Below are 19,989 nucleotides of genomic sequence, written 5' to 3' on the forward strand. Positions count from 1 at the left end.
ATGCTGCGGGCATAGACCTACCCGCTTGACAGAGCCGGCGAGTGGCCGCAGGGTAGAACAAACGATTGCGCAACAGCGCCGTGGAGGAACGCCGATGACCAGCTACCACGCCTCGCGGCGGGGCCGATCCGCATGAGTGCGGCCGTTTCCGGTACCGGCCCCCATGTTGCCGCCCTCGCCGACGTCGTGGGCGCGGACCACGTTTCGACCGACGGCGAGACCCTGACCCGCTACGCCCGGGATCGACTCCCCTTCGGCATCTTCAAGGCCCGGTCCGGCGGACTTCCCGGCGCGCTGCCGGTGGCGGTCGCGAAGCCGGCCGACGAGCGCGAGGTCGCCGAGCTCCTCGCGCGCTCGCAGCGCGACGGCTTCCGCGTCATTCCCTTCGGCCTTGGATCCGGCGTGCTGGGCGGCACGATCCCGCTCGGCGGAGAGGTCATGCTCGACCTCACCCGCCTCGATCGCCTGGTCGAGATCGACGAGACCAACGGGCTTGCAGTGGTCCAGGCCGGCATGAACGGCGGCGAGTTCGAGCGCGCCCTGAACGCCGCCGGCTGGACCTGCGGCCACCTCCCGCAATCCATCAACATCTCGACCGTCGGTGGCTGGGCGGCGTGCCGCGGCGGCGGCCAGGCGAGTTCCCGCTACGGAAAGATCGAGGATATCGTCGTCGGCCTGAAGGCCGTGCTCCCGGACGGCCGGCAGATCGAGGTGCGCCCGGTCGCGCGCCGTTCCGTCGGGCCCTCGCTCATCGACCTCTTCGTCGGCAGCGAAGGCACGCTCGGAGTGATCACCGAGCTGACGCTGCGCATCTTCCGCAAGCCCGAGGTCGAGCATGGAATCGTGCTCGCCTTTCCGAGCCAGGATGCCGCGCTCGCCGCAGCGCGCCGCATCATGCAGGCCGAGCTCCGGCCACAGGTGGTGCGCATCTACGACGAGACCGAGAGCCGGGAGCGAACGGGCGGCCTCGCAGCCTTCGAGTCGAAGCCGATCCTGGCCATCATGGTCTTCTGCGGCACGGCGCGGACGGCTGCGGCCGAGGAGGCGGAAGCCCTGGCGATCTGCGAGGACGAAGGCGCCAGCCGTGCGGATGACGCTCCGCTTAACCACTGGCGTGAGGTCCGCTACGAATCCTATTCGGGCAAGTGGCAGGCGGCCGGCTATTTCATGGACACGATCGAGGTCTGCGCGCCCTGGTCGAGCCTTGCGAAGCTATACGAGACCTGCCGCTCATCCGCCCTCGGCATCTGCCCCGAGATGCATTTCGGAGCGCATTGGTCTCACGTCTATGCCGAGGGCGCCTGCCAATACATGACGATCCGCCTTCCCCCGATGCCGGATGAGGAGGGTCTCGCGCTTCACGCCCGCCTGTGGGATGCGCTCGAGAGCGCGACCCTCGATTGCGGAGGCACCGTTGCGCACCACCATGGGGCGGGCGTGTTCCGCAACCGCTGGCTCCGCCGCGAGCTCGGTCACGGCATGGACATCCTGCAGGCCATCAAGGACGGGCTGGATCCGGATAATCGCCTGAACCCCGGCAAGCTGGGCCTCCGTCCTGCGCCCGGAGCCGTCGAGGTCGGGCATGGCTGAGGCCGCGGCGCAATCGGGGCTTACCCATGCCGGCGCCTGATCTCCTTCTCGGGATCGATCTCGGGGCGGGCTCGCTGAAGGCGAGCCTGATCACGTTCGACGGCGCGCTTGCCGGCGAGGGAAGCCACGCGGTCTCGACATCGGCCCCGAAGCCGGGCTGGAGCGAGCAGGACCCCTGGGATTGGTGGCGCGCCGCCTGCGCAGCCGTGCCCGCCGCCCTGGCGCGGGCCGGCGGCGATCCCAAGCGCATCGCCGCCATCTCCTTTTCGGCGGGCGCGCATACGCAGGTGCTGGAAGACCGGGCCGGTCAGGTCATCCGCCCTGCCATCCTCTGGAACGATCAGCGCTCCGGCCAGCAGACGAGGGCGCTGCGCGAGCGAGCCGACGACCGCATCCTGGAGATCGGCTACAACCGTGCCAACCCGACCTGGACCCTGCCGCAGATGCTGTGGCTGAAGGAGGTCGAGCCCGAGGCTTTCCGGCGCGTCCATCGCCTCTACGTGGCCAAGGACTGGCTGCGCTCCCGCTTCACGGGAGGGTTCGAGACCGACCTCATCGACGGCGTCGGCACCCTGATGGTGGATGCCCGGACGGGCGACTGGTCCGACGAGCTCTGCGGCCTGATCGATTGGCCCCTGGCTTCGCTGCCCCCGATCGTGCAGCCCAAGAGCCGGGTCGGCTCCGTCACGGCGGAAGCCGCCCGCGCAACGGGGCTCGCCGAAGGCACTCCGGTCATCTGCGGCACGTCGGATACGGCCGTCGAGACCTACGGGGCGGGGATGATGCGACCCGGCATCGGGGTTGCGAAGCTCGCGACCGCGGCCACCGTCAGCGTGCTCTCGCCGCACGCGGTTCCCCACAAGGAGATGATCAACTACCCGCACGTGATCCCGGACCACTGGTACGTGATCACGGCGACAAATTCCTGCGCCTCCGCGCACAAATGGCTGCGCGACACCTTCTTCCGTCGCGACGGCGAGGACGGCTCGGCGATCTTCGACCAGATGGAACGTCTCGCCAGCGCAGTCCCGCCGGGTTCGGAAGGGCTCTTCTTCCACCCCTACCTGAACGGCGAGCGCAGCCCGCATTGGGACCCGCTCCTGCGTGCGGATTTCGTCGGGATCGGCTTCAATCACGGTCCCGGGCATTTTGTGCGGGCGCTCTACGAGGGGATCTCGTATTCGCTGCGCGATTGCCTCGAGGTGCTGCGCGCGAACGGGCTCGGCTTCGCCACGGCGCGGCTCACGGGAGGCGGCGCGAAGAGCGCGCTCTGGCGCCAGACCCTGGCCGATGTCCTCGACGTGACGGTGGAGTTGCCGGCCGTCGCGGATGCAAGCTTCGGGGCGGCGCTCCTTGCCGGCGTCGGCATCGGCGCCTTCTCGGACGAGGCAGCCGCGGAGGCTGCCATCCGGGTTGTCGCGACCCATAGGTCGGATCCTGAGCGCGCCGAGCATTACGCTCGCGGCTTCGTGCTCTATCGCGAGATCCAGGCGGCGCTGGCGCCCCTGAACCACCGCATCCACGCCCACATGGCGGGGGCCTGAGCATGGCCTCCGTCACCCTCGAGCAGGTCACGAAGAGCTTCTCGGGCCTCACCGTCGTCCAGGCGGTCGATCTCGCCATCGCCGAGGGCGAGTTCATGGTCCTCGTCGGGCCGTCCGGATGCGGCAAGTCGACGACGCTCCGCATGATCGCAGGTCTCGAGGAGACGAGCGGCGGCACGATCCGCATCGGCGGGCGCGACGTCACGCGGCTCGAGCCGCGCGAGCGGAATGTCGCCATGGTGTTCCAGAACTACGCGCTCTACCCCCACAAGACCGTCCAGGAGAACCTCGCCTTCGGCCTGAAGATGCGTGGTGTCGACAAGGCGGAAATCGGCCTGCGCGTGCGTCGCGCCGCCGAGATGCTGAAGATCGAGCCGCTTCTCGCCAGAAAGCCGCGCCAGCTCTCCGGCGGCCAGATGCAGCGCGTGGCGCTCGGCCGCGCGCTGGTCCGCGAGCCCGACGTCTTCCTCTTCGACGAGCCGCTCTCCAACCTCGATGCGAAGATGCGCGTCCATATGCGCGACGAGATCGCCCGCCTCCACCGCGAGATCGGGACGTCCATGATCTACGTCACCCACGACCAGGTCGAAGCCATGACGCTGGGCGACCGCATCTGCGTGATGAAGGATGGCGTCGTGCAGCAGGTCGGCCGGCCTCTGGAGGTCTATGACCGGCCGGCGAACCGCTTCGTCGCCGGCTTCATCGGCTCTCCCGAGATGAACTTCATCGATGGCGGCGGCCTCGTGGCTGAAGCCGGCCGGCCCGTCTTCCGCGCCCGTGATCTCACGATCCCGCTCGAGGCTTCGTGTTCGGCGCTCAGGCCGGGGCAGGCCCTGACTCTCGGGATCAGGCCCGAGCATCTCGAACGCGATCCGGCAGGTTTCCCGGCCAGGGTCGTCGCCGTCGAACGCATGGGTGCCGAGAGCGTGCTCCTGCTCGACGCGGGGCAGCCCGTTCGCGCGCTGATCGACAGGGACGACGCCGTGGGTCCGGGAGACGTCATCCGCCTCAGGGCCCCGCCGGCGCGGCTGCACTTGTTTGACCAAGACGGACAGGCGCTCGCCGCCTGAACCAAAACAACACACAGAGGAGGAGACGCAGGTGAGCAAGACAATCCAAGGTCCGTCCCGCCGCACGGTCCTGACGATCGGGGCCGGCGCCGCCGCCACGGCCACGTTCCCGATGCCCGCCGTTCACGCGCAGACGAAGGAGTTGCGCTTCCTCAACGGCGAGCCCGCCGTGGATTCCGTTCGGGCCCTCCGCGTCGCGGCGGCTCAGTACGAGAAGGAAAAGGGGATCAAGGTCACCATCGACACCGTTCCGTCGGGCGATGCCTACACGCGCACGGTCGCGGCGATCAAAGGCGGCCGGCCTTACGACATCTCCACCATCATCTTCGCCGCGCACGTGCTGACGCTCGCCAACGAAGGCCAGCTCACGCCGATCACCGACCTCGTCAACAAGCACAAGTGGGGGAAGCGGATCCTCTTCCCCGTCAATGGCCAGCAATACTGGTACATGTACGACTACAATCTCTGCTGGCTGTTCTATCGCAAGGACCTGTACGAGGCGCAGAAGCTGGAAGTGCCGAAGACCTGGGCGGCGCTCCTCGAGAACTGCCGCAAGACGTCGTCGAACGAGGGCGGCAATCAGCGCTTCGGCATGGCCACGCCCATCGGCAGCAACGATGCCACGAGCTGGATGAGCATCGGCTACATGTGGGCCGAGGGCGTGTCGATCTTCGACGACAACTGGACCCTGACCTTCGCGAGCGACGCCAACAAGAAGCGGACGGCGGCCTATCTCGATTTCTTCGCCGACCTCTACAAGACCATGCCGCCCGGCATGACCCAGGCCGGATTCGGCCAGATCACCGGAGCGTTCTCGTCCGGACAGGCATCACACGCCCCCTATGCCGGGCGGATGATCGAGATCCTCGAGCAGCGCGCGCCCCAGCTGGCCGACAAGTACGGAATGATGCCGTATCCCGACAGCAGCGGGAAAGGCGCAGCCGTCAATCACGGCTATGACGGCTGGGTGGTCGGGAAGACACCCATGTCGGAGGAAGCGGTGCGCTTTCTCGAGTGGTTCTCGGATGCGCATTACATCAACTTCCTCCATTCGGCGCCGCTCCACTTCCAGCCGCCGCGGCTCGACATCTACGAGGATCCGCGGTGGCGGGCGCATCCGCTGATCGAGAAACACGCGGCCGCCGTGAAGACCATGCAGGGCTTCCTCGAAGATCCGAACATCACCATCCGGTCGATCGACACGGAGGGACCGAAGCCGGATCTCCGGCCGGCCAAGATCTTCGAGTCCTTCATCATCCCCGAGATGATCCAGAACAAGGTCCTGAAGAACATGGCATCGGACGCCTGCGTCGAGGAGGCGGTCGCAAAGATGAACCGAGTCATTGCCGGGTAACGATGTTCGAAGTGGCTCTCATGCTGACGAGGCTAGCCGTCGTGCCCGGGCTCCGTCCGGGCACCCGGTCGGCCGGCGAAGGACTTGCTGTTGCGCGTCTTTCGCGGTCGCTTCGGGCGAGCATCGCAGGATGAGGCCGGAACAAGCGCCACGGTCCTTGGCCAGCAACTGATCAATGCGCTCGCGGCACGACTGGGTCATCTGGGCCTTTTTCTGGAGCGGCGTCGCCCTGACGGCATTGTTCGTCGGGGGCCCGGTCCTGAACGCGATCTGGCTTTCGCTTCACCAGGCCTCCTCCTTCATCGCCGAGCCCCGGTTCGTGGGGCTCGGCAACTACATCCGCGTGGTCGGCGAGCCGGAATTCTGGCGGGCCATGGGCAACGGCCTGCTCTATTCAATCGCCGCGATCGCTCTGCAGGTCGTGATCGGCATCGCCTTCGCGATGGTGCTGAACCAGCCGTTCTTCGGCCAGCGCCTGGTCCGCGGCCTCGCAACGCTGCCCTACCTTCTGCCCACGGTCGTCGTGGCGCTCACCTTCCAGTGGCTTGCCGACGGCTCCGTCGGCCTGCTCACGGTTCTCGCCCGCGACCTGGGCTTCGGCACCATCCCGTGGTTCGAGCAGCCCGCGACCGCGCGGGCCTCCGTGATTTTCGCGTCCGTATGGCTCTGGACGCCCTTCGTGACGATCTGCGTCCTGGCGGGACTGCAGACGATCCCGCCGGCGCTCTACGAGGCCGCGAAGGTCGATGGCGCGGGACCGGTCGCGCGCTTCTTCCACGTGACGCTGCCGCAGCTGAAGCCCGTCCTCACGGTCGTGGTGCTGCTGCGGGCCGTGTGGATGTTCAACAAGTTCGATATCATCTGGCTGCTCACCCGCGGCGGGCCTCTGGGGGCGACGGAGCACCTGCCGATCCTCGCCTATAAGCGCGCGTTCTCCCTCTTCGACGTCGGCGGCGGCGCGGCGGTCGCGACAGTGTCCTTCCTGATCCTGATGACGGTGGTGACGATCTACATCCGGCTCTTCCCGCTGGAGGAGAAGCGCTGATGCGCCGCTCGGCCCCACAACGGATCGGGATCGGGCTCGCCGCGCTCGGGATCGCGGCGTGGTCGTTCTTTCCGATCTACTGGATGATCGTCTCGAGCCTGCGAACGCCCCAGGACCTGTTCGCCCGGCCGACCTTCCTGCCGCAGACCGTGACCCTGGAAAGCTACCGGAACCTCCTCGAGGTGACGGATTATCCGCAGCAGTTCCGGAACTCGATCCTCGTGGCGCTGATCGTCGTCGCGATCACGCTGGTCGCGTCGGTGGTGATCGCCTACGCGGTCACGCGCTTCCGCATGCCGTTCAAGATGCTGATCATCGGCTCGATGCTGTACGCCTACATGTTCCCGCCCATGCTTCTGGCGATCCCGCTCTACGGCATCTTCGTCACCCTCGGCATCGCGGACAGCCTGTTCGCGCTCGTGATCGCGCATTGCACGCTGACCCTTCCGCTCGGCGTCTGGCTTCTGTGGGGATTCTTCAAGTCGATGCCGTTCGAGCTGGAGGAGGCGGCCATGGTGGATGGCTGCACCCGTCTCGGCTCCTTCGTCCGGGTCGTGCTGCCGCTGTCGCTTCCGGGCATCGTGACGGTTGCGGTCTTCTCCTTCCTGCTGTCCTGGACGGACTACGCCTATGCGCTCGTGATGATCTCGTCCGACACGCAGAAGACCCTGCCTGTCGGCCTTGCCTCCATGGTGGGCTCGTTCGAGCTGCGCTGGGGCGAGGTGATGGCGGGCGCGACGCTGATCGCGCTTCCCCTGTTCCTCATGTTCACGCTCCTGTCGCGCTACTTCATCCAGGGCCTCGCGGCCGGGGCGACCAAGGGCTAACCGGAGACAACGCCTTGAGCTTACGGATCCTGGGCGCTCCCCGCCGCTACATTCAGGGCCCCGGCGCGCTGTCCGGCCTGCCGGAAATCGTGGCGGCGCTCGGCCGCTCGCCCGTCGTCGTCGCCGATCCCATCGCGCTCGACAGGGAAGGACCGCCCCTTCCGGGCGTCACGGTCCTGCGCTTCGGCGGCGAGATCACGCATCCGGAGATCGACAGGCTGGCGACCGAGGCTCGCGGAGCGGGCGCTGACGTCGTCGTCGCCATGGGCGGCGGCAAGGCGATCGATGCCGGCAAGGGCGTCTCCAAGCGCATCGGATGCCCCATCGTCGTCGTGCCGACGATTGCCTCCAATGACGCCCCGACGAGCCGGCTCATCGTCGTCTATGACGAGAAACACGCCATCGTCGGGGTCGAGATGCTCGCCTCCAATCCGGACGTCGTCCTGGTCGACACGGCCATCATCGCCCGCGCACCGCGGCGCCTGCTCGCGGCGGGGATCGGCGACTGCATGTCGAAGACCTTCGAGGCGCGCGCCTGCGCGGCTGCGGGCGGGATCAACTTCTTCGGCGGCAATCCACCCCTTGCGGCGCTCGCGCTCGCAGATGCGTGCTACGCCACCGTCCGGCGCGATGCCGTCGCGGCGCTCGCCGCCTGCGACCGGAACGAGCCCGACCAGGCGCTGGAAAATGTCGTCGAGGCGGCCGTGCTCCTCTCCGGACTGGGCTTCGAATCCGGTGGCCTGTCCCTGGCTCATTCACTCACGCGGGGCCTGACGGCCCATCCGAAGCTGGCGGGCGCCCTGCATGGAGAACTGGTCGCGTATGGGACCCTCGTCCAGGTGGCGCACGAGGGCCTCGCGGCGGAGGAACGGGCCGGCATTGCGGCCTTTTCGGAAGCCTGCGGCCTGCCGCGCCGGCTCGTGGATCTGGGCCTGCGCGACCCGAGCATGTCCGATTACGCGACGATCGCCGGTCCGACGCTCGCGGCGCCCCATATGAAGCACCTCGGCAAGCCGGCGACGGAGGACAGCATCATCGCGGCGATGCGCCTCGTCGAGGCCGGCGCCTGAGCTCCTGCCGCGGCGATCACATCGGCGGCAGCGGGGCGGCCGCGTCAGCTGGGGGCGAAGAAGGGCCTGAAGTTCTCGAGCCAGGCTCGCAACCAGGTCTCGAGCCCCTGCATGGCGCCGCTCTCGTCGGCACCCCAGCCCCAGGCGTCCTCGGCGAGCGGGCTCGCCCAGACCCACATCCGGTTGCCGCCGTCGTACTCGACATAGCCGACCTCGACCTCGCCGGAATGCGCCCTGAACCGACGCAAGGGCACGCTGGCGATCTCGTCGCGGGTCCAGGTGAGCGGGGTCGTGTCCATGCACCCCATTTAGGCCGCAGGACGCCCGGAGGCCACTTGGGCAACCGGGCCTCCCCTCTGTGAGCTGCGGGCGTCGCGCTAGATCGTGCCGCTGAGGCCCTGGCGCACCTTGTCGAGTTCCTCGGCGTAGCGCCGCAGCGCATGCTGCTCGGTCAGCAGCCCCAGCACCTTCCGGCTGGCGAGATCCTCCACCACAACGAGCGCGTCGCTCTCCGTCCTGTCGAAGACTGCGATCGCCTCCTTGACGTTCATGTTCGGCGTGAGAACGTCGCGACGGAGGTGGAGGAGGTCGCAGACGCGGCCTGCCTTGACGGGCTTCTCCTCCTCGGGCGCATAGGCGTCGGCCACGTTCACGAGCCCGGCATAGCGGCCCTCGCTGTCGAGCGCGACCACGCGGTGCTTCGATCCGATCGGGTACTTGTTGCGGAACTCCGCCAAGGGCATGTCCTCGCGGACCGTCTTGACGTCCTGGCGCATCATGCGTCCGGCCGTGAGCGAGCGGATCCAGCCGATATCGTGGGCGGACCGAATCGTTTCGCCGCGAAGGTGCAGGCGCCAGGTGGAGAAGGAATAGCCGAAGAACTCGCGCACCGTGACGCTCGAGACGGTGGCGGCCGCGAGCACGATCCCGGTGATCAGGAGATCGCCGGAAGTCTCGAGCGCGAGGAAGGTCATCGTCAGCGGGCCGCCCACCACCGCGACCGCAAGCGAGCTCATGCCGACCACCGCCGTCGTGACGGGGTCGATCGCCAGATGCGGCGCGGCCAGCATGATGGCGCTCGCGAAGACGCGGCCGAGCAGCGCCCCGAGGAGGAGCGATGCGAAGAAGAGGCCGCCGCGAAAGCCCGAGCCGAGGGAAACCGCGGAGGCCAGCATCTTGAGGCAGAAGAGGGACGCGAAGGCGAAGAGAGGCGCATCGCTCTCCAGCACCCCATGAAGGGCGCCATGCCCTGAAGACAGCACCTGCGGCGTGATGAAGCCCAGGGCCCCGACGATCGCGCCGCCGAGGAACGGACGGGCCGTCGGCGGGATCCGGGTTTTCTGGAACAGCTGCTCGACCGCGGTCACGCCGCGCATGACGGCGATGCCCGCCAATCCCGACGCGAAGCCGAGCGCCATGAAGATGAGGTAGGCGAAGGCCTCGTTGGGCGGCCGGGCTGCCACCTCGAGCGGCGTCGCCGCGACCCCGATGGCATCCCCGACCAGAAAGGCCGCGAGCGAGGCCGCCATGACGGGCGCGACCGTCGCGACCGAATAGGTGCCGATGATGAGCTCGAAGGCATAGAAGGCGCCCGTGATCGGGGCCCCGAAAGCCGTCGAGATCGCGGCAGCGGCGCCGCACCCGACGAAGACCCGCACCTCCGCGCGGCGGAGCCGCAGGCCGAGACCCAGACGCGAGCCGAGCACCGCGCCGCCCTGGGTATAGGCTGCCTCCAGCCCGACGGATGCCCCGAAGCCGTTCGAGACGAGCGTCTGCCCGACGACCACCCCTGAATCGACGACGGACATGCGTCCGCCATGGAGCGCGTTCGCCTCGATCGGATCGATGGCGGGCCGCGTTCGCCAGCGGACGACCCAGAGCGAGGTCACCCCGAGGATCAGCCCGCCGACCGCAGGCCATACGAGCGACCAGGGCGGCAGCAGGACCGCGCTCGACAACCGCTCGACGCTGCCAATGCCGAACAGAACGTGATGCATGGCCTGCGCGGCCCAGCTCAGGCCCGACACGAAGAGCGCCGTCACCGCCCCGATCAGGGCAGCGATCGTCACGAGCCAGAATTCGCTCGCCCGGACGCGGCTGCGCAATGACGAGAGGGCCCGAGCCGTGAGGCCGGGCGTGAGCGGCGCGCCGGCGCCTCGCTTGAGCTCGAGCGTGGACATCATCGATCCGGTTACATGACCGCTGGGAGCGCGCCCGGTTCCTTCAAGCGCGGTCGAATCCCGAATTGCCGCTCCGGCAGCCCGCATCGGCCGGCCGGTGTTTACTCCGCGCTAACCATGCGGTCGGCAAGACTTGCCGGGTGGGGTCGGTGCGAACGGGCGCGGGATGAGCGAGGGAGTGGCGGCAATCAACGGCGCGCGCAGTGTGGCGCCGGCCGCGGCGTCGCGCTTCGGGGCGGTGCCCATTCCCAGCCTCGGCGACCTGCGGGCGCTGACCCGGCGGCCGGATCTCCTCCTTGCCGTCGGCGTGATGGGCATCCTGGTGGTGCTCGTCTTCCCCATGCCGGCGCTGCTGCTGGACCTGCTGCTCGCGCTCTCGATCATCATGTCCGTCCTCATCCTGATGACGGCCCTGTTCATCGAGAACCCGCTCGAATTCTCCATCTTCCCGACCGTTCTCCTCATCGCGACGATGTTCCGGCTCGCCCTGAACCTCGCCTCGACGCGCCTGATCCTTGCGCATGGGCACGAGGGAGGCGCGGCCGCCGGCCACGTGATCGAAGCCTTCGGCAACTTCGTCATGGGCGGAAGCTTCGTGATCGGCGTGATCGTCTTCGCGATCCTGATCATCGTGAACTTCGTCGTCATCACGAAGGGCTCGGGCCGCATCGCCGAGGTGGCGGCCCGCTTCACCCTCGACGCCATGCCGGGCAAGCAGATGGCCATCGACGCCGACCTCTCGGCCGGGCTCATCGACCAGGACACGGCTCGCGAGCGGCGCAAGAACCTCGAGGACGAATCCGCCTTCTACGGCGCCATGGACGGCGCCTCGAAATTCGTGCGCGGCGACGCCATCGCGGCCCTGCTCATCACCTTCATCAACGTCGTCGGCGGCATCATCATCGGCGTCGCGCAGCAGGGCCTCTCCTTCGGCCAGGCGGCGCAGAGCTACACGCTGCTCACGGCCGGCGACGGTCTCGTCAGCCAGGTGCCGGCCCTGATCGTCTCGATCGCGGCAGGCTTCCTCGTCTCGAAGGCGGGCGTCCGCGGCGCGGCTGCGGGAGCCCTGCACAAGCAGTTCGCGCATTACCCGAAGGCGCTCGGCATGTCGGCGGCCGTGATGGCGGGAATCGGCCTGCTGCCCGGCATCCCGATCCTGCCTTTCGCGACGCTCGCGGCCGCGGCCGGCTGGCTCGCCTACAAGCTCGACGGCCAGAACAAGGCCAAGGCGCTGGCCGACGCCGTCCAGGCCGTTGCCGGCCAGCCGGGCGCACCCGCCGCCGAGGAGCCGATCGCCGAGACGCTGAAGATCGACGACCTGAAGATCGAGATCGGCTACGCGCTCCTGCCGCTCGTGAACGGCACGGAGGGGGGCGACCGGCTCACCGAGCAGATCAAGGCCCTTCGCCGCCAGCTCGCCTCGGAGCTCGGCTTCGTGATGCCGTCCGTGCGGATCCTCGACAACGTCACGCTCGATCCCAACACCTACATCGTGCGGGTGAAGGAGGTCGAAGCCGGCACGGGCCGCGTCTTCCCGAATCTATGGATGGCCATGGACCCGATGGGCGGCCAGGTTCAGCTGCCCGGCCAGCACATGCTGGAGCCGACCTTCGGCCTGCCTGCGACCTGGATCGACGACGTGCTGCGCGAGGAGGCCTCGCTGCGCGGCTACACGGTCGTGGACGCCGCGACCGTGATCTCGACCCATCTGACGGAGGTCATCAAGGGGCACACGGCCGAGCTCCTGTCGCATATCGAGGTGCAGAAGCTGCTCAAGGAGCTGCCGAAGGAGCACGGCGATCTCGTCCGCGAGCTCGTCCCCTCGCAGATCTCGACGACCGGCATCCAGCGTGTCCTTCAGCTCCTGCTGGCGGAGCGCGTCTCGATCCGCGATCTCGGCACGATCCTGGAGGGCGTCGCCGATGTGGTCGGCGTCGTGAAGAACCCGCGCGACATCGCCGAGCATGTCCGGATGCGGCTCGCCCGGCAGATCTGCGCGCAATACACCGCGCCGCAGGGGCACCTGCCCATCGTCACCCTGTCGCCCGCCTGGGAGACGGCCTTCCTCGACTCGATCGTGGGCCAGGGCGAGGAGCGCCACCTCGCCATGCAGCCGTCCAAGCTCGGCGAGTTCGTCACCGCGGTTCGGGAGCGGTTCGAGGACGCGGCCCGGATGGGCGAGATGCCCGTGCTCGTCACCTCTTCCAGCTCCCGCCCCTATGTCCGCTCGATCATCGAGCGGTTCCGGCGGGAGACGCCCGTGCTGGGTCAGGCGGAGATCCACTCGCGCGTCCGGCTCAAGACGGTGGGCAGCGTGTAAGACTATCCACGGCCGCATTCATCATGCCGAGACCGTGAAGCATTTGCAGTATTGACGAAGTCTAGCGAGCGCCCTACCGCCCGTATCGCCGCGCGGTCTTTGGGGAGATCGCATCAAGAACGGCGCCTCAAGCTCAGGACATAGTCATGAAGAAGCTGCTTATCGGGGCCGCCATGGCGGTCGCGCTGGTGTCGTCCGCGTGGGCGAAGAATCTCGCCGTGCCATCCGACGATCCTGCCGTCACTCTCACGATCCCGAACACTTGGACGATGCAGGAGATCGACTTCGGCTATTCGGCCCAGTCGCCCGAAAATGACGTGACATTCTATGTCGAATACGCGGCCGGCAAGCGCGTGAAGGCCATGACGGACCTGAACCAGCAATGGCTGAAGGAGATGAACATCAAGACCTTGGGCAAGCCCGAGGAGCTCGAGCTCGACTTCAACGGCGTGAAGGGCTCCGTGCTGAAGTTCAAGGCGAAGGACGACAACGGCCCGACCAACGTCAATTTCGCCTTCATTCCGGCCGGCAAGGAGCGCGTCATCATGCTGACGCTGTGGGGCTCGGACGAGGAGCAGGCCAAGCACGGCAAGGACATCGATTCCATTCTCGGCAGCATCAAGCCTATCAACTGAGCGGCTCCGCGGCGGGCGGAGGGTTCAGGGGAGGACGGCATGAGTGGAAGGACGCTTTCCGTCCTGCTGGCGGGCGCGACGGGCCTCGTCGGCAGGCACGTGCTGGCCCAGCTCCTGTCCGACGCCCGCTTCGGCTCGGTCGTCGCGCCGACACGCCGCCGGCTCGCCGCTCATCCGAAGCTCGAGAACCCTCTCGTCGACTTCGACCGGCTGGATCGGGAGGCGGCATGGTGGGCGGTCGATGCCGCCATCTGCACGCTCGGCACCACCCGGGCGAAGGCCGGCTCGGCGGACGCGTTCCGCCGCGTCGATCTCGATTATCCGCTCGCCGTCGCGCGCCTGGCGCGCGCGGCCGGCGCGACCCGTTTCGGTCTCAACTCCGCGCTGGGTGCCGACGCCTCGTCCCGCCTGCTCTACCCTCGCACGAAAGGTGAGGTCGAGAAGCTGATCGGAGAGCTCGGCTACCCCTCCCTCACGATCGTCCGCCCCGGCCTCATCGGCGGCGAGCGCGGCGAGTTCCGCGCCATGGAGGCGATCGCCTCGGTGGCGCTCGGGGTTCTCGGCCCCGTGCTGCCGCAGCGATACCGCATCAACCCGGCCGGCCGGATCGCGGCGGCGCTCGTCGAGGGCGTGGCCGAAGGGCTGCCGGGGACCCGCGTGATCTCCTCCGAGATGCTCGTCTGAAGGCGGAAGAGCCTGCCCCTCGAAAGCGGCGGCGGTGGCTCTTCCGCTCACACCGGCGGAAGCCGGTGCCCAGGGGCTGGATCCCGGCTTTCGCCGGGATGAGCGGGGAAGCGCCCACGCGCCGTCCGTCCCCGGTCCGGGGTCGGTCAGAACGGGTGCTGTCAAAGAGCTGATCGTGTGAGGAAGCGGGACGCCGGTTCTCCGGCCTTCGGTGATGGTGGATAGCGGATTTGCCAGGTCCCTCCCGGCGTCCCGCGGCGGTCTTTTCGGCCCCTGGGCACACGCCCGGTCAGCCGCCCGGGCGCCACGGCCTACCGGACCGCGACCCTGGGACCCGCCCTCGCCTCCGCCAACGGTGTCCGGTGTCGACCGCCGTTCCCTCGCCGGAGACGAGTGACGGAGATATAGGAATAAATGCTGGACCTGTCAAGCGCCTCGTCATCGCGAGCGCAGCGAAGCGACCCAGGGGACTGGGCGGAGAGCTGGATTGCTTCGCTGCGCTCGCAATGACGGTGGTGAAGCCCCCGCTCGCACCGGCCAAAGCCGGTGCCCAGGCTCACCTTGGAACTGGATCCCGGCTTGCGCCGGGATGAGCGGGTGGAGTTGGCAGGCGGCGCGCGGCTTGACACAAACCCAGGTCAATGAGAATGAACGTTCATTCTCAATTTGGGCGACCATGCTCCAGGCTAACCAGAACGGGGTCGACCGCCGCACGCGGATCCTCGATGCGGCGGAGACCTGCTTCGTGCGCTCGGGCTTTCACCGGACGACCATGCAGGACGTCGCGGCGGAAGCCGGGATGAGCGCGGGCAATCTCTACCGCTACTTCCCGTCCAAGGATGCGATCGTGGCCGGCCTGTCCGAGCGCGACCGGCGCGAGGTGGCGGAGAGCTTCGCCATCATGGACCAGGCGGGGCGCGACTTCATGGCGGGCTTCGCCGAGCTCGGCCGCCGCCATTTCGAGGACGAGCCGCGCGAGAAGGCGGTGCTCTGCCTCGAGATCTGGTGCGAAGCCACCCGCAACCCGGCCTGCGCGAAGCTCACGGCTGATTTCGCGAACGAGGTCGTCGAGCGTCTCACCACGCTTCTGGATGCGGCGGCGGCGGCGGGGAACATCAGCCCCGCCATGGATACGCGCACCATCGCGACCCTCATCTGCACGCTGGCCGACGGCGTGATGGTCCGTCGCGCCACCCTCCCCGATTACGAGCCGGCGCGCGAGATCCCGGCGATCATGCACCTTATCTGCGCCCTGGTGTCGGGCGCCGTTCCCGCGGTGTGCGCAACCCAGCCCGAAAAGGTCAGGCCATGAAACCGTCCCGCATTGCGGCCGCAGCGCTCGTGATCGGCGGAGGCGTCTGGATCGGATCGGGCGTGCTCGGGCGCGACTCCGCCAAGGAGGCCTCCCTGCAGATGAAGGAGCCGGTCGCGGCACCGCACTTCAAGGTCGCCGTCGTCCCGACCGAGCAGCGCATGCACCAGCGCCGCATCACGCTCTCCGGCCGCACGGAGGCCGACCGGAAGGTCTGGGCCGTGGCCCGCGTCTCCGGCGTGATCCTCGACCTGAAGGTCCGGCGCGGTTCGGTCGTGAAGGCCGGCGACGTGATCGCCACGCTGTCGGACGAGGCGCGGATCGCGCAGGTCCTTGGCGCCAAGGCGCGGCTGGAGCAGCGCAAGTCCGAGGCCGAGGCGCGCCTGCGCCTGATCGAGCTCGGCTCCTACCCGTCCATCAACAAGCCGCAGCTCGAGGCCGAGCTCCGCGCCGCGGAGGCGGGCTTGGCGCAAGCGGAGCTCGAGCAGAAGAAGGGCGAGGTCGTGGCGCCGATCTCCGGCGTCGTCGTGGATGTCCCGGTCGAGGTCGGCCAGGCCGTGCAGGTCATGATGTCCGGCGTGAACGTGGCGGAGATCATCGCGCTCGACCCGATGCTGGCCGTCATCGAGGTGGCCGAGCGCCAGCTTCCGGGCGTCCAGCCCGGCGGCAAGGCCGAGGTCAGGACCGTCACCGGCCAGAAGACGGAGGGAACGATCCGCTTCGTCTCGAAGAAGGCGAGCCCCGGCACGCGCACCTACCGGGTCGATATCGAGCTGAAGAACCCGGGCGGCCTGATCCCGGATGGCGTCACCTCCGAGGTGGATCTGCTGCTCGCCGCCGTGCCGGCCGCCCGCGTGCCGCGCTCCGCCCTGACGTTCTCGTCCGAGGGCAAGCTCGGAATCCGCCATGTCGGCCCGGACGGCAAGGTCGCCTTCGCGCCGGTCTCCGTGGTCGAAGACGGCCCGCAGAGCCTCTGGCTCGGCGGCCTGCCGGACGGCGCCCGCGTGATCGTCGAGGGCCAGGACTTCGTGAAGGAGGGCGAGACGGTCGAGGCCGTCCCCGCCCGCGCGCAGGGGTGATCTCCCCTCCTCCGCTCATGCCGGCGAAAGCCGGCATCCAGGTGCCACGCCGCCGCTGGACCCCGGCTTCCGCCGGGGTGAGCGGGTGGAAACAGCTGCCATGAAGAATCCCGTCGATTACGCGATCAGCCATGCGCGGTTGACGATCTCGGTCCTGCTCTTCCTGCTGGTGGCGGGCCTGTCGGCCTATGTCTCCATCCCGAAGGAGGCCGAACCGGACATCAAGGTCCCGATCGTCTACATCATGGTGTCGCAGCGCGGGATCTCGCCGGAGGATTCCGAGCGGCTGATCCTGCGCCCGCTCGAGACGCAGCTGAAATCCGTCTCCAACATCAAGGAGATGCGCAGCCAGGCCTTCGAGGGCGGCGGCTACGTGCTGGTCGAGTTCGAGGCCGGGTTCGACGCCAACCGCGCCCTGGCCGACGTCCGCGCCAAGACGGACATGGCCAAGAAGGACCTGCCGCGCGACGCCGACGAGCCGATCGTGCAGGAGGTCAACCTCTCGCTCTTCCCGGTGATCGTGGTCGCGCTCGGCGGCGACGTGCCGGAGCGGACGCTGCTGCGCTTCGCCCGCCAGGCCAAGACCGTGCTGGAGGGGCTCCCGGGCGTGCTCTCGGCCGAACTCCGCGGCGCGCGCGACGAGGCGGTGGAGATCATCGCCGAGCCGATGCTCATGAAGAGCTACGGCATCAACCTGACGGACCTCATCAATTCCTTCGCGGCGAGCAACAGCCTCGTCGCGGCCGGGGCGATCGAGGGCCAGTCCGGCCGCTTCGCCGTGAAGGTGCCCTCGCTCATCGAGACCCCCACGGACATCCTCGGCTACCCGATCGCCGCGTCCGGCGCCGCCTCCGTCACGCTGGGCGACGTCGCGGAGGTGCGGCCGACCTTCAAGGACGCGACCTCCGTCACCCGGATCAACGGCAAGACCGCGATCACGATCGAGGTGGTCAAGCGGACCGGCGCCAACCTCATCAACACGGTCGACGGCGTGAAGGCCGCGATGGCCCGCATGAAGGAGAGCTGGCCCGGCACGGTCGAGGTGTCCTTCACGCAGGACAAGTCGAAGACGATCCGCGACATGCTGCACGAGCTGCAGAACAGCGTGATCACGGCCGTGCTCCTGGTCTTCGTGATCATGCTGGTCGTGCTCGGCGGCCGCGCCTCTCTCTTCATCGGCATCGCGATCCCGGCCTCGTTCCTCACCGGCATCCTGGGCCTGCAGATGGCGGGGCTGACGGTGAACATCGTCGTGCTCTTCGCGCTCATCCTCGCGGTCGGCATGCTGGTGGACGACGCGATCATCGTGTCGGAATTCGCCGAACGCCGGATGGCCGAGGGCATGGAGCCGAAGGCGGCCTATTCCCTCGCCGCCAAGCGGATGGCCGGGCCGGTCATCTCGGCGACGCTGACGCGCGTCGCCGCCTTCTCGCCGCTCATGTTCTGGCCGGGCATCGTCGGCGAGTTCATGAAGTACCTGCCGCTCACCTTGATCGCGACGCTGTCCGCTTCGCTCGTGGTGGCGCTCTTCTTCACCCCGACGCTCGGGGCGCTCCTCGGCCGTGCCCCGACGCATCTGCACGACGAGCGCATGGCCGAGCGCGGGCTCTACATGCGCATCGTGCGCGCGGCGATCGCGCGTCCCGGCGGGACGCTGATGCTCGCCGGCGCGATGCTCGTAGGCGTGATGTTCGCCTATGGCAGGTTCGGCAACGGGGTGGAGTTCTTCCCCAATGTCGAGCCGGATTACGGCCTCGTACAGGTCCGTGCGCGCGGTAACATCGCCATCACGGAGAAGGACCGGCTCGTCCGGACGGTCGAGGAGCGGCTCCTCGGCATGCCCGAGCTCTCCACGATCTATGCCCGCGCGGGCGAGGGCCAGCGCGGCTCGAACGAGGTGACCGAGGACACGGTCGGGACGATCCAGTTCGAGTTCGTGGACTGGCGCCAGCGCCGTCCTGCCTCGAAGATCATGGACGACATCCGCGAGCGTACCCGCGACATCCCAGGCGTGATGATCGAGGTGACGAAGCCGCGGGCGGGGCCGGCGACCGGCAAGCCGATCACCGTCCAGCTCGGCTCCTACGACCCGACGCACCTCCCGGATGCGGCCCGGAAGACGGCCGAGATCCTGCGCGCCCGGACCGATACGCGCGACGTCGACGACGGCCTCCCGCTGCCGGGCATCGACTGGCGGCTCGAGGTCGACAAGGCGGAAGCCGCCAAATACGGGGCGACCCCCGCCTCCGTCGGAGCGGCCGTGCAGCTCGTGACCAACGGCCTCAAGGTCACGGAGTACCGGCCGATCGAGACGGACAAGTCGGTGGACGTGCTCGTGCGCTTCCCCGAGAACCGCCGCTCGCTCGACCAGCTCGACGAGCTTCGGATCAACACGCCCGCGGGCTCGGTTCCGATCGGGAACTTCGTCGCCCGCAAGCCCGCCCCCAAGGTGGGGCAGATCAATCGCGTGAACTCCATTCGCGTGGTCACCGTCACGTCCAACGTGGCGGAGGGGATCCAGAGCGCGGTCGTGCAGAAGGAGGTCGCCGACGCCCTCCGCCAGGCGGATCTCGGGCCGGGCGTCACCTTCAGGATGAAGGGCGAGGACGAGGAGCGCGAGAAGGCCGGAGCCTTCCTGGTCAAGGCGTTCGGGGCGGCCCTGTTCCTGATCTTCGCGATCCTGCTCGCGCAGTTCAACAAGTTCTCGTCCGTCGCCATCACGCTCTCGGCCGTGGTCCTCTCCACCATCGGCGTGCTCATCGGCTTCATGGTGATGGGCCAGGCCTTCGGCGTGGTGATGGGCGGCATCGGCGTGATCGCGAATGCCGGCGTCATCGTGAACAACAACATCGTGCTGATCGACACCTACGACCGGCTGCGCGAGGAGGGCTGGAAGGCGCGCGACGCAATCCTCGAGACCTGCCGCGAGCGTGCGCGGCCGGTGGTGCTGACGGCCGTGACGGCGGTGCTCGGCGTGCTGGCGGTCGCCTTCGGCATCAACATCGACTTCGTCCACCGCGACATCGCCATGGGCGCGCCGTCGACGCAGTGGTGGATCAACCTGTCGACGGCCATCGTCTTCGGCCTCGGCTTCGCGACGATCCTGACGCTGGTCGTGACCCCCGCGATGCTGATGGGGCTCGCCAACATCTCCGAATGGCGCGCTGCCCGGCGCGCCCGCCGGGCGGACAGGAAGGCGGGCCGCATGGAGCCGAAGGGCGGCGCCGATCACCTGCCGGCCCCGGCCGAGTGATCGGCGGCCGGGCGCGGCAGCCCCCG

Annotated in this window: 15 protein-coding genes; 13 read left to right on the forward strand and 2 right to left on the reverse strand. The window is 68.4% G+C overall.

The window, feature by feature from the left end:
* The first annotated feature begins 132 nt into the window (after nt 1-132).
* The 7 genes from ACO2SS_RS21420 to ACO2SS_RS21450 all read left to right on the forward strand — a co-directional run bounded on the left by ACO2SS_RS21420 (nt 133) and on the right by ACO2SS_RS21450 (nt 8,500).
* Entirely contained in the window at nt 133-1,590 is a 1,458-nt protein-coding gene (locus ACO2SS_RS21420; RefSeq protein WP_423279857.1) for an FAD-binding oxidoreductase, read from the forward strand.
* 26 nt (nt 1,591-1,616) lie between these two features.
* Nucleotides 1,617-3,134 (forward strand): xylulokinase, encoded by a 1,518-nt coding sequence (locus ACO2SS_RS21425; RefSeq protein ID WP_423279858.1) that lies wholly within the window; start codon nt 1,617-1,619, stop codon nt 3,132-3,134.
* A 2-nt stretch (nt 3,135-3,136) separates the two neighbouring features.
* Nucleotides 3,137-4,204 (forward strand): ABC transporter ATP-binding protein, encoded by a 1,068-nt coding sequence (locus tag ACO2SS_RS21430; RefSeq protein ID WP_423279859.1) that lies wholly within the window; start codon nt 3,137-3,139, stop codon nt 4,202-4,204.
* 31 nt (nt 4,205-4,235) lie between these two features.
* Nucleotides 4,236-5,558, forward strand: a complete 1,323-nt coding sequence (locus tag ACO2SS_RS21435) for an ABC transporter substrate-binding protein (protein ID WP_423279860.1) — start codon at nt 4,236-4,238, stop codon at nt 5,556-5,558.
* 175 nt (nt 5,559-5,733) lie between these two features.
* Entirely contained in the window at nt 5,734-6,603 is an 870-nt protein-coding gene (locus tag ACO2SS_RS21440) for a carbohydrate ABC transporter permease (RefSeq protein ID WP_423279861.1), read from the forward strand.
* On the forward strand, nt 6,603-7,430 hold the full coding sequence (locus ACO2SS_RS21445) for a carbohydrate ABC transporter permease (protein ID WP_423279862.1): 828 nt from the start codon (nt 6,603-6,605) through the stop codon (nt 7,428-7,430). Before ACO2SS_RS21440 ends, ACO2SS_RS21445 begins: the two co-directional genes overlap by 1 nt.
* Before the next feature lie 14 nt (nt 7,431-7,444).
* A complete protein-coding gene (locus tag ACO2SS_RS21450; RefSeq protein ID WP_423279863.1) occupies nt 7,445-8,500 on the forward strand; it encodes a glycerol dehydrogenase in 1,056 nt (351 codons plus the stop codon).
* Between the two features lie 44 nt (nt 8,501-8,544).
* Here ACO2SS_RS21450 and ACO2SS_RS21455 read toward each other — a convergent pair whose 3' ends face one another.
* Both ACO2SS_RS21455 and ACO2SS_RS21460 read right to left on the reverse strand, forming a co-directional pair.
* Nucleotides 8,545-8,799: a hypothetical protein gene (locus ACO2SS_RS21455; protein WP_423279864.1), complete on the reverse strand. Its 255-nt coding sequence runs from the start codon at nt 8,797-8,799 to the stop codon at nt 8,545-8,547.
* Nucleotides 8,800-8,877: 78 nt separating this feature from the next.
* A complete protein-coding gene (locus ACO2SS_RS21460; RefSeq protein WP_423279865.1) occupies nt 8,878-10,683 on the reverse strand; it encodes a chloride channel protein in 1,806 nt (601 codons plus the stop codon).
* Between the two features lie 307 nt (nt 10,684-10,990).
* Between ACO2SS_RS21460 and flhA the strand changes: the two genes are divergently transcribed.
* The 6 genes from flhA to ACO2SS_RS21490 all read left to right on the forward strand — a co-directional run bounded on the left by flhA (nt 10,991) and on the right by ACO2SS_RS21490 (nt 19,963).
* Nucleotides 10,991-13,000, forward strand: coding sequence for a flagellar biosynthesis protein FlhA (gene flhA / locus ACO2SS_RS21465; protein ID WP_423279895.1), 2,010 nt, complete (start codon nt 10,991-10,993; stop codon nt 12,998-13,000).
* Nucleotides 13,001-13,146: 146 nt separating this feature from the next.
* Complete coding sequence (locus tag ACO2SS_RS21470; RefSeq protein WP_423279866.1) at nt 13,147-13,635, forward strand: hypothetical protein; 489 nt, start codon at nt 13,147-13,149, stop codon at nt 13,633-13,635.
* A gap of 39 nt (nt 13,636-13,674) precedes the next feature.
* On the forward strand, nt 13,675-14,319 hold the full coding sequence (locus tag ACO2SS_RS21475) for an NAD(P)H-binding protein (RefSeq protein WP_423279867.1): 645 nt from the start codon (nt 13,675-13,677) through the stop codon (nt 14,317-14,319).
* A gap of 676 nt (nt 14,320-14,995) precedes the next feature.
* Nucleotides 14,996-15,631 carry a TetR/AcrR family transcriptional regulator gene (locus tag ACO2SS_RS21480; RefSeq protein ID WP_423279868.1) on the forward strand — a complete coding sequence of 212 codons (636 nt, stop codon included), beginning with the start codon at nt 14,996-14,998 and terminating at the stop codon, nt 15,629-15,631.
* Nucleotides 15,628-16,710 (forward strand): efflux RND transporter periplasmic adaptor subunit, encoded by a 1,083-nt coding sequence (locus ACO2SS_RS21485; RefSeq protein ID WP_423279869.1) that lies wholly within the window; start codon nt 15,628-15,630, stop codon nt 16,708-16,710. Before ACO2SS_RS21480 ends, ACO2SS_RS21485 begins: the two co-directional genes overlap by 4 nt.
* A gap of 100 nt (nt 16,711-16,810) precedes the next feature.
* Nucleotides 16,811-19,963, forward strand: a complete 3,153-nt coding sequence (locus ACO2SS_RS21490) for an efflux RND transporter permease subunit (protein ID WP_423279870.1) — start codon at nt 16,811-16,813, stop codon at nt 19,961-19,963.
* Nucleotides 19,964-19,989 lie beyond the last annotated feature (26 nt).

The organism is Enterovirga sp. CN4-39 (assembly GCF_049446235.1).
GTDB lineage: Bacteria > Pseudomonadota > Alphaproteobacteria > Rhizobiales > Beijerinckiaceae > Enterovirga.

What these genes read in the sequence shown, in the direction of transcription:
- ACO2SS_RS21420 (WP_423279857.1), top strand. Translation starts at nt 133, where the DNA reads ATGAGTGCGGCCGTTTCCGGTACCGGCCCCCATGTTGCCGCCCTCGCC.
- ACO2SS_RS21425 (WP_423279858.1), top strand. Translation starts at nt 1,617, where the DNA reads ATGCCGGCGCCTGATCTCCTTCTCGGGATCGATCTCGGGGCGGGCTCG.
- ACO2SS_RS21430 (WP_423279859.1), top strand. Translation starts at nt 3,137, where the DNA reads ATGGCCTCCGTCACCCTCGAGCAGGTCACGAAGAGCTTCTCGGGCCTC.
- ACO2SS_RS21440 (WP_423279861.1), top strand. Translation starts at nt 5,734, where the DNA reads ATGCGCTCGCGGCACGACTGGGTCATCTGGGCCTTTTTCTGGAGCGGC.
- ACO2SS_RS21445 (WP_423279862.1), top strand. Translation starts at nt 6,603, where the DNA reads ATGCGCCGCTCGGCCCCACAACGGATCGGGATCGGGCTCGCCGCGCTC.
- ACO2SS_RS21455 (WP_423279864.1), bottom strand. Translation starts at nt 8,799, where the DNA reads ATGGACACGACCCCGCTCACCTGGACCCGCGACGAGATCGCCAGCGTG.
- ACO2SS_RS21460 (WP_423279865.1), bottom strand. Translation starts at nt 10,683, where the DNA reads ATGATGTCCACGCTCGAGCTCAAGCGAGGCGCCGGCGCGCCGCTCACG.
- flhA (WP_423279895.1), top strand. Translation starts at nt 10,991, where the DNA reads ATGGGCATCCTGGTGGTGCTCGTCTTCCCCATGCCGGCGCTGCTGCTG.
- ACO2SS_RS21470 (WP_423279866.1), top strand. Translation starts at nt 13,147, where the DNA reads ATGAAGAAGCTGCTTATCGGGGCCGCCATGGCGGTCGCGCTGGTGTCG.
- ACO2SS_RS21475 (WP_423279867.1), top strand. Translation starts at nt 13,675, where the DNA reads ATGAGTGGAAGGACGCTTTCCGTCCTGCTGGCGGGCGCGACGGGCCTC.
- ACO2SS_RS21480 (WP_423279868.1), top strand. Translation starts at nt 14,996, where the DNA reads ATGCTCCAGGCTAACCAGAACGGGGTCGACCGCCGCACGCGGATCCTC.
- ACO2SS_RS21485 (WP_423279869.1), top strand. Translation starts at nt 15,628, where the DNA reads ATGAAACCGTCCCGCATTGCGGCCGCAGCGCTCGTGATCGGCGGAGGC.
- ACO2SS_RS21490 (WP_423279870.1), top strand. Translation starts at nt 16,811, where the DNA reads ATGAAGAATCCCGTCGATTACGCGATCAGCCATGCGCGGTTGACGATC.